4 protein-coding genes are annotated in these 6,531 nt (G+C 61.8%); all 4 read left to right on the forward strand.

What is annotated here, in order from left to right; translation table 11 throughout:
* Positions 1-124: 124 nt before the first annotated feature.
* Positions 125-1,090, forward strand: coding sequence for an AraC family transcriptional regulator (locus MOV74_RS07745; protein WP_246919793.1), 966 nt, complete (start codon positions 125-127; stop codon positions 1,088-1,090).
* A 79-nt stretch (positions 1,091-1,169) separates the two neighbouring features.
* Complete coding sequence (locus MOV74_RS07750; protein ID WP_246919784.1) at positions 1,170-1,418, forward strand: DUF6894 family protein; 249 nt, start codon at positions 1,170-1,172, stop codon at positions 1,416-1,418.
* Positions 1,419-1,701: 283 nt separating this feature from the next.
* The gene (locus MOV74_RS07755) at positions 1,702-4,395 is read left to right on the forward strand and encodes an autotransporter domain-containing protein (protein WP_246919788.1); all 2,694 of its coding nucleotides are present in this window, start codon (positions 1,702-1,704) and stop codon (positions 4,393-4,395) included.
* 221 nt (positions 4,396-4,616) lie between these two features.
* Positions 4,617-6,531 (forward strand): beta strand repeat-containing protein (locus MOV74_RS07760; RefSeq protein ID WP_404979128.1); only part of this gene is annotated, 1,915 nt, incomplete at its 3' end.

Genomic DNA, 6,531 nt, shown 5'->3' on the forward strand with positions numbered 1-6,531 from the left:
CGCTTCTGAAATGAAGAGCAGCGTGCGCCGCACGGACATGCCGCGACGGCATTGAACGCGCGTGTGAGGAAACGACAGCGTATGGCCGGCCTGCTCGTCGGTTGGAGAGATTGCAGTGAGCAGCATGATTGATTTTTCCGTTCTCAATGTTTCAACGAACGACATTCCCGAAGGCGAGCGCATCCCGATGCTTCGCGATTTCTATTGTCGCGGGGTATTGAAGGCAGAGGTCGAGGCAAGGGCAGGAAAGCCGGCGGCGGCGAGCTTCACGTCCCACGTCCTGCCGGAAGCCCAATTGTTGATCGGGGGATTGTGCGGAGCGCGGGTCATTCGCACCAAGCAACTGGTGGCCGATGGCGACGACAGTCTCGCCCTGATCGTGAACAGGTCCGGCGTTCTCGGGATATCCGAGCGAGGGCACGATCTGAGGCTCCATGCAGGAGAGGCGGTCCTGACGAGCGCGGAGGACGTCACGACGTTCGAGCGGTTGTCACTGGGCAGCTGCTTCTCGCTGCGTGTGCCGAGGCGCGTGTTGGCGCCGATGATCGTGGACGTCGATGATGCCGTGATGCGCGTCATGCCGGAAGGCTCCGCCGGTCTCAGCCTGCTGGTCGACTACGCGGTGACGCTGGTGCGGGAGAAGGCGTTCGCGACGCCTGAGCTCCGGCAGCTCGGGGTCGGACACCTGCATGATCTGCTGGCGCTCGTCCTCGGTGCGACCAGTGAGACGCGAGAACTGGCCGGACGGCGTGGCGTCAAGGCGGCTCGGCTCCAGAAGGCCAAGGTCTCTATTTCCAACAATTGCTGGCGGCAGGACCTCTCGGTGGGTTCGGTTGCCCACGAGCTTGGCGTGACGCCGCGCTATCTCCAGCGCCTGTTCGAAGCCGACGGCAAGACGTTCTCCTCCTTCCTGACCGAACAACGCGTCAAGCGCGCCCATCGCATGCTGCGGGAACCCGGATATGCCGAGCGCACCGTGAGCTCGATCGCCTACGACGTCGGCTTCGGCGATCTCTCCTATTTCAACCGCTGCTTCCGGCGGACCTATAACGCGACGCCGAGCGATGTCAGGAGCGGCGAGGTGGCGTAGCCGCGTTCGACCAGATTTCAAATCAAGTATCGATTTTGGGGGCGGCACGGGCGTGCGCTGTCCATAGTTGGAGTGCTGCATGCGCCGCTTTTTCTTTGACCTGTTGGTCGGCAATGTCGTGAAGATCGACCCGGGCGGCATGATTTTCGAGCAATCCAACGCGACGTTCGTCGTTGCCGACGAGATGGCCAGACATCTGTTCGTCTGGCGCGATGACCTGCGCGATCGCGACGCCTGGATCCGCGTCCGCGACAATAGCGGGCGCGAAATCTATCGCGCCGCGGTCTGGTCCGAGAATGCGGAGAAGGTCGGCTGGGACCAGGCATAAGCGCCCCGGCGACAATGTCACAACTCTGCATCAGTGACGCACGAAACGGGCTTCGGTTCGTTCTGAGCCAAAATCCGGTCGCTGCCGTCCAAGTCGGAAGCGCCCCTCTTTTCTACCTTGGCGTCAGCGAATGCAAATTGGCATGAGCTGGCGTCATCCGATCCGAGGAGGCTGGCGACAATTTGCCTGTGCGCCGGTGGGGCGGGATGACGGCGACGATGAACTGGAAATGAATGTGATGGGTCTTGGAGATATTGCGCCGTGGCATTTGACGCGGCGAACGATGCGCTTTCTGGCACTGGCTGTGCTCGCCATGCCAATCTTCACGGTCGAACGCGCCGTGGCCGCTTGCACGCCGGTCGCGCCGGTCAGCAACGCCACAATTGTTTGTTCGGGCGACGTCGACACTCAGCAGGGTAGTCGCACCGGCTACGGTACGTTCGATGACGACAACAACACCTACAAGATTGAAGTCGGCGCCAAGGTTCACGGTGGCGCGTTTGGCATCAGGAGCCGCGATGGCGCCGCATTCATCAACGCCGGCACGATCGACGGAGCCACTTCGGCCGGGATTGCGTCGGGGAGCGATCTGACCATCTCCAACCTTGCCGGCGCCACCATCGTGGGTTTCCACGGCATCACCGGGTTTACCGGGACCATCAACAATGCCGGCACGATCAACAGCGAGGCCGGCGGGCGCGGCAGCGGGATCGAGGTCAGGAACGTCACCGTGACCAATTCCGGTACGATCGCAGGAATAGGTCCAGACACCGTCGGGATCAATGGCGACGTCGTAAACCTGATCTCGAACACCGGCATGATCTCGGGGGATGCGAGCGGCGTGACTGGCCAGACCCTCAACATCACCAACAATGGCTCCGGTGTCATCTCCCAGATCGCTGCAAGCGGAGGCGCCATCCAATCCTCCGGTCTGGCGACAGTGGTGAACGCGGGCAACATCATTGGTCACGCGTTTGGCCTAGCCGGCCAGAACGTCAATCTGTCGAATCTCGCCTCCGGCACCGTCAGCGGCGCCGGCGCGGTCGTCGCGGACCAATCCGTCTCCGTCAGTAATGCGGGATTGATCCAGGCAAGCGGCAACGCGATCGTGTCACGGACTGGCGACATCAATGTGACCAATGCCGCTTCCGGCACCATTTCCGCAGGCACTAATACCATCCTGGCGCATGGCGATCCGGCGGCGGGCAAGGCTAACGTCACGATCAACAACGCGGGCGAAATCCGGTCGGCATCATCAGGGGCCGTCGTGGCCTTCAACGTCGCGACTGTGGTGAATTCAGGCACAATTGTCGGCGCCGCCGCCATCTACGGCGGCCGCTTTGCCGTCATCGACAACACCGGTGGGATCACCGCCATCAGCGGCAATGCGGTGACTGCGGATTCTAATGATGCGATGGTTCGCAATACCGGTACGATCTCGGGAGGCGCTGGTGGCATCGTCGCGATCCGGACGGCCGATGTGGTGAACGGCGGCATCATATCGGGCGGAACAGCCGCGATCGTTGCTCAAAACATCAACGTGACCAACACAGGGCAGATTTCGTCAAACGGCATTGCGCTGAATGGCGACAGCGTCAATCTCAACAATTCCGGCGCCATCGTCGCAGTGACCGGCATCTCGTCGAGCGGCGGGTCGAACATCACGAACTCGGGCACGATCACGGGTTCGGGCGGCACGGCGATCAAGCTGTCGAACGCTGCTGACACGCTGACGCTGCTGCCGGGCTCGAAGATCAACGGCGTGGTCGATTTCGGCTTCGGCGCCGACGTCGTCAATGTCAATCTTGCGCCTCGCAGCAAAGTATCGTCATTGACGAGCGTCGCGCTGCCGACCTTCGTCAATTTCAACGGCACCATCAACACCATCACGTCGGGCGGCGGCTTCAACGGTCCCTCGGTCGTTGTCGGCGGCACCTTGGCCACCCTCGATCCGACCGCGCTGGCGCAGACTGACCGCACGCTGATGGATTTTACCGGCGGCGTTTCTTCTCTCGTGCAGGGCCGCCTGAGCGGTGGTGGCACAGGCGGAAGCAACATGATGGCGATGGCGTACGCGCCCGAGACGGCGCAGGCCGGGCCCTTCACCAAGGCGCCGCGCAGCCTGTGGACCGATCCAGCCCCGATCACGGTCTGGGCCAACAGCTTTGGCGGCCAGCGCATCCAGGACGAGACCGCCTCGACGTTGCGTGCGACTTCGACCGCCTGGGGCGGCGCCATCGGCATCGACCGCAAGGTGCAGCCGAACTGGCTGGTCGGCGGCTTCCTCGGCGGCGGGCAGGGCGGTCTCTCGGTCGACCTCAACTCGCAGTCGGTCGATACCAACTACGTGTTCGCCGGTGTCTACAGCCGGTTCGAATGGGTGTCGCAGTTCTTCGACTTCACGATCCAGGGCGGCAACGCCGACAACAAATCGCGGCGCCTGGTGCTCAGCAATGCAGCGGTCGGTGGCATGGAAACCGCAACCGCAAACTACAGCGGCTGGTACATCAGCCCCGAGGTCGCCTACGGCTACAGGCTCAACATCGGCAACGGCTATCTGCTGACGCCGACGGCGCGGTTGCGCTACGTCGCCGGCCGGTTCGACGGCTACAGCGAGACCGGCTCGGCGCAGGGGCTCTCGGTCGGCGGACGCACGCTGCAGGATTTCGAGGAACGCGGCGAGGTCGACCTGTCCCGGGTGACGAGCCTCGCGGGCGGCGAGCTCAAGGCCAACATCCATGGCGGCGTGATCGCGCTCCAGCGCGTAGGCGACACCAGCATCAACAGTGTGCTGCTCGGGCAGAACTTGTCTTTCGTCACGCCCGGCAGCCGCAGCACCGTCGGTGCGGTCGCAGGCTTCGGCTTCGACTACCGCACCAGCGCGAGCGTGTCCGTGTTCGGCGCGGTCGAGGGCATGATCATGTCCGACCAGAGCCGCACCGTCACCGCGAAGGGCGGCGTTCGCGTCGCGTTCTGAGCAAGCAGAGACGGTTACGCGAATTTGCAACAGTCAGCCGTGAGTGTGCGGGAGTTCATCCTGAGCCTAGACGCGGTCGTTCCCGTCCAAGCGGCGAGACGAATCTCGATCTAATTATAATTGTGCCTGAGATCAGCCGAGTCCGCTGCGGGTCTCGTGCGCGAGCTGACGAGAATGCGAGGGCTGTGGATTTAAAGCCAGCGCCGAACTGGGGATCGGGAATGAATGTGACGGCTCTGAACGGCATCGTGCAACGGCGTTTCGTGCAGCGCTCGATCCGCCTTCTCGTGCAAGCGACGCTGGTCGCGCCGTTGTTCACCATCGAGCGGGCCGAAGCCGCATGCACGCCCACGGCGCCGGTCAGCAACGCGACGGTGAGTTGCACGGGAACGACAGGTAATGCCAATGGGACGAATGGTTATGGCACCGGTACCGATGTTGGCAATACCTATAACATCGTAACGAACGCGACACTCACCGGGACGGACAATGGCCTCAGGTTCCTTACGGGAACGGTGAATAATTCCGGTAGAATCAAAGGTGGATCCTATGCGATCTCCTACGACAACGAGGCCGTCATCAACAACATTGGAACGTCGTCCGTTATATCGTCCGATGCCGGTACGGCGATCTTAGGTTTCAAATTGCATGTTCGGAACGAGGGCACCATCGCAGCAGATGGGATGAACGGCATCGCCATCAACGCCGGGAATAACGACGGTGGAAACGATGTCGTCAACTCGGGCAACATCAATGCGGGTGAGACTGCCATAAAGAGCAGTGGCCCTCTGACTGTCACGAACTCGGGCAGCATCGGCACTTCTGGTGCGAACAGTCTTGCGATCGATGGTTTCGTCGTCACGGTCAACAACAGCGGTACGCTCACCGCAGTTGGCAGCAACTCCATCGGTATCAGAGGTAACACGGTCAATGTGACCTCGAACACCGGCACGATCTCAGGCGGGTCAAGAGGCATCGAGGCCGTCGGGAGCGTAACGATCGCGAATGCAGGCTCGATCAAGGCGACCGGCGCCAACGGAATCGCGATACGGGCAGATGCCGGTACGATCGCGAATGCGGGAGAAATTTCCGGATCGTGGGGCGTTTCAGCCGTTCACGACTTCTCCATTTCGAATTCAGGGACAATCTCCGGCGACATCGTCGGAATATTCGTAAACAATGCGACTGTCGTAAATTCGGGCTTGATCACGAGCGCCGGATTTGCGTTGGACACGTCAAGCGCAATTGATCTGAACAATTCGGGGACGATAAGAGGTGTTGGTGCGGGGTCTGCGGCGGTTCTGGTCGGCTCCGGCGGAGCGATCGTCAATTCAGGAAACCTTGTGGCTGACGGCGCGGCGATACTCCATTTTGCCGGTGCAGACAAAGCTTTGACGATAGTGAACGCGGCTTCAGGCTTCATCATAGGAGCCGAGGGAATAGCGTCGTCCGGAACGGTAAACGTCACCAATTTTGGCACCATTCGCGGGACCTTTCCCGGCAGCGGCGTCGCCGTGGACGCGAATTTCGTCAACCTCAACAACGGTGGCTCCATCATCAGCGCCATCGGTATTCGATCCAATGGTGCAGCCAATATCGTCAATTCCGGCACCGTCACTGGCACCGGCGGCACGGCGATCAAGTTGTCGAGCGACGCCGACACGCTGACGCTGCTGCCGGGCTCGAAGATCAACGGCGTGGTCGATTTCGGTCACGGCGACGACGTCGTCATTGTCAACCTCGTCGCGCCGAACACCAAACTGTCCTCGTTGACCTCGATTGCTCTGCCGACCTTCATCAATTTTGACGGCACGATCCACACCAATGTCTCCGGCGGCAGCTTCAATGGCCCCTCGGTCGTCTCCGGCACCACGCTTGCGACGCTCGATCCCACCGCACTGGCACAGACCGACCGCACGTTGATGGACTTTACCGGCGGTGTGTCGTCGCTGGTGCAGGGCCGCCTCAACGGCGGCTCCGGGCCGAATGGCAGCAACATGATGGCGATGGCCTATGCGCCCGAGACGGCGCAGGCCGGGCCCTTCACCAAGGCGCCGCGCAGCCTGTGGACCGATCCCGCGCCGATCACGGTCTGGGCCAACAGCTTTGGCGGGCAGCGCATCCAGGACGAAACCG

It is taken from the genome of Bradyrhizobium sp. SHOUNA76, assembly GCF_023006445.1.
Taxonomy (GTDB): Bacteria; Pseudomonadota; Alphaproteobacteria; order Rhizobiales; family Xanthobacteraceae; genus Bradyrhizobium.

Bases quoted from the DNA above. Each gene is read 5' to 3' on its own strand.
- MOV74_RS07745 (WP_246919793.1), top strand. From the start codon at position 125: ATGATTGATTTTTCCGTTCTCAATGTTTCAACGAACGACATTCCCGAA.
- MOV74_RS07750 (WP_246919784.1), top strand. From the start codon at position 1,170: ATGCGCCGCTTTTTCTTTGACCTGTTGGTCGGCAATGTCGTGAAGATC.
- MOV74_RS07755 (WP_246919788.1), top strand. From the start codon at position 1,702: ATGCGCTTTCTGGCACTGGCTGTGCTCGCCATGCCAATCTTCACGGTC.